Genomic DNA, 2,217 nt, shown 5'->3' with positions numbered 1-2,217 from the left:
GAAACGGGAGTGACGGGAAGTACCGGATCCACCGGAAGTACTGGACCCACCGGAAGTACCGGAGTGACGGGAGAAACGGGAGCGACGGGAAGTACCGGAAGTACTGGACCCACCGGAAGTACCGGAGTGACGGGAGAAACGGGAGCGACGGGAAGTACCGGAAGTACTGGAGCAACGGGAGCCACGGGAGGAACCGGAGCAACGGGAGGAACCGGAGCCACGGGAAGTACCGGAGCCACGGGAGAAACGGGAGCGACGGGAAGTACCGGAAGTACTGGAGCGACCGGAAGTACTGGAGCGACCGGAAGTACCGGAGCCACGGGAGGAACCGGAGCCACGGGAAGTACCGGAGCCACGGGAGAAACGGGAGCGACGGGAAGTACCGGAAGTACCGGAGCCACGGGAGGAACCGGAGCCACGGGAAGTACCGGAGCAACGGGAGCGACGGGAAGTACCGGAAGTACTGGAGCGACGGGAAGTACCGGAGCAACGGGAGGAACCGGAGCCACGGGAAGTACCGGAGCCACGGGAAGTACCGGAGCAACGGGAGCGACGGGAAGTACCGGAAGTACTGGAGCGACCGGAAGTACTGGAGCGACGGGAAGTACCGGAGCAACGGGAGGAACCGGAGCCACGGGAAGTACCGGAGCAACGGGAGAAACGGGAGCGACGGGAAGTACCGGAAGTACCGGAGCAACGGGAGGAACCGGAGCGACCGGAAGTACCGGAGCAACGGGAGCGACGGGAAGTACCGGAAGTACTGGAGCAACAGGAGGAACTGGAGCAACGGGAGAAACCGGAACAACAGGAGAAACCGGAGCAACGGGAGAAACCGGAGCAACAGGAGAAACAGGAGCAACGGGAGAAACTGGAGCAACGGGAGAAACCGGAGCAACAGGAGAAACTGGAGCAACGGGAGAAACTGGAGCAACGGGAGAAACCGGAGCAACGGGAGAAACTGGAGCAACGGGAGAAACAGGTCCAACAGGAGAAACAGGAGCACGTGGAGAAACGGGAGCTCCAGGAGGAGCGACTGGTGCCACAGGTCCAACGGGCCCAACCGGAATCCAAGGCCCTGCGGGTTCAAATGGAGCGACAGGAGTAACGGGTCCGACAGGTTCAACGGGTCCAACTGGAGCCCAAGGCCCCGTCGGTTTAACCGGAACGACTGGAACCACAGGCCTCACAGGTCCTACTGGTCCAACGGGTCCCACCGGAATCCAAGGCCCCGCCGGTCCAGTCGGAGCGACCGGAACCACAGGATCCACAGGCCCCACAGGCTCTACTGGTCCCACCGGAATCCAAGGTCCCGCCGGCCCAATTGGAGCCACAGGGATTACAGGTCGAACAGGAGCGACAGGTCCCACCGGTCCAACAGGGCTTCAAGGAGTCACAGGGGCAACTGTAACAACAGATAATGCAATGATTGTAAACCTTGCAAGTCAGGTAGTGACAAATAATACTGCTATCCCACTCAGCACAAATTTGGTAATTAATGGGTTATCTATCTCTCATATACCTGGTTCAGCACAAATACTGCTTGCTCCTGGTCAAACTTATCTAGCGATTTATGAGACAGCTATAACTACAGTACCTGGAGTAGCGGCACAAGTTGTATTGCAATTAACTGGAATCCCAATTTCTGGTTCAGAATCCATTAATTCATCTTCTACTCTCGGTCTTCCTGTTGAATTGAATTCCCAAGCGATATTTAATACGCCACTTATCGGTAGCTCCATTTTGACCCTAGTGAATATCAGTGGATCATCAGCTACATTTAGTGGTACAAATATCACAATTGTTCGCCTATCTTAAGTAGAGTAAGTTTTTAAAAAACATATAAAATAAATTACTTCCCATTTCAATACCACTATTAGGTGGTATTTTTTATTTAACTATTTTGGTTTGTTTTGTCATAATCCTTTTCATTTATTTTTGAATATAATGACATGTATTGTTATGAAAAGAATGAGTATTAAGAGGAAGGAGGCAATATTTGTTGCAAAATGTATTAAAAACAATTTCCGATGCATTGATCATAGATACGCAAAAGCTTGTTACTGTTATGCAAGTCACAGGAGCAACGGGAGCGACAGGTCCAACCGGTCCAACGGGAGCAATAGGTCCAAGAGGATTAACCGGTCCAACGGGAGCAACCGGCTTGTCGGGTCCAACAGGTCCGAGTGGTCCGATAGGCCCAAGAGGATTAACTGGTCC

At 53.5% G+C, this 2,217-nt stretch carries 2 pseudogenes; both read left to right on the top strand.

Going from position 1 to position 2,217, the window contains the following annotated elements:
- Positions 1-1,815: pseudogene (locus AC5WOE_RS19950) on the top strand (NTTRR-F1 domain); the annotation flags it as partial.
- 184 nt (positions 1,816-1,999) lie between these two features.
- Positions 2,000-2,217 (top strand): annotated as a pseudogene (locus AC5WOE_RS19945) (hypothetical protein); the annotation flags it as partial.

This window comes from Shimazuella sp. NTD248 (assembly GCF_059510395.1).
Note: the sequence above shows the minus strand (reverse complement) of the source record. Positions and strands in the feature narration are given on the sequence as shown.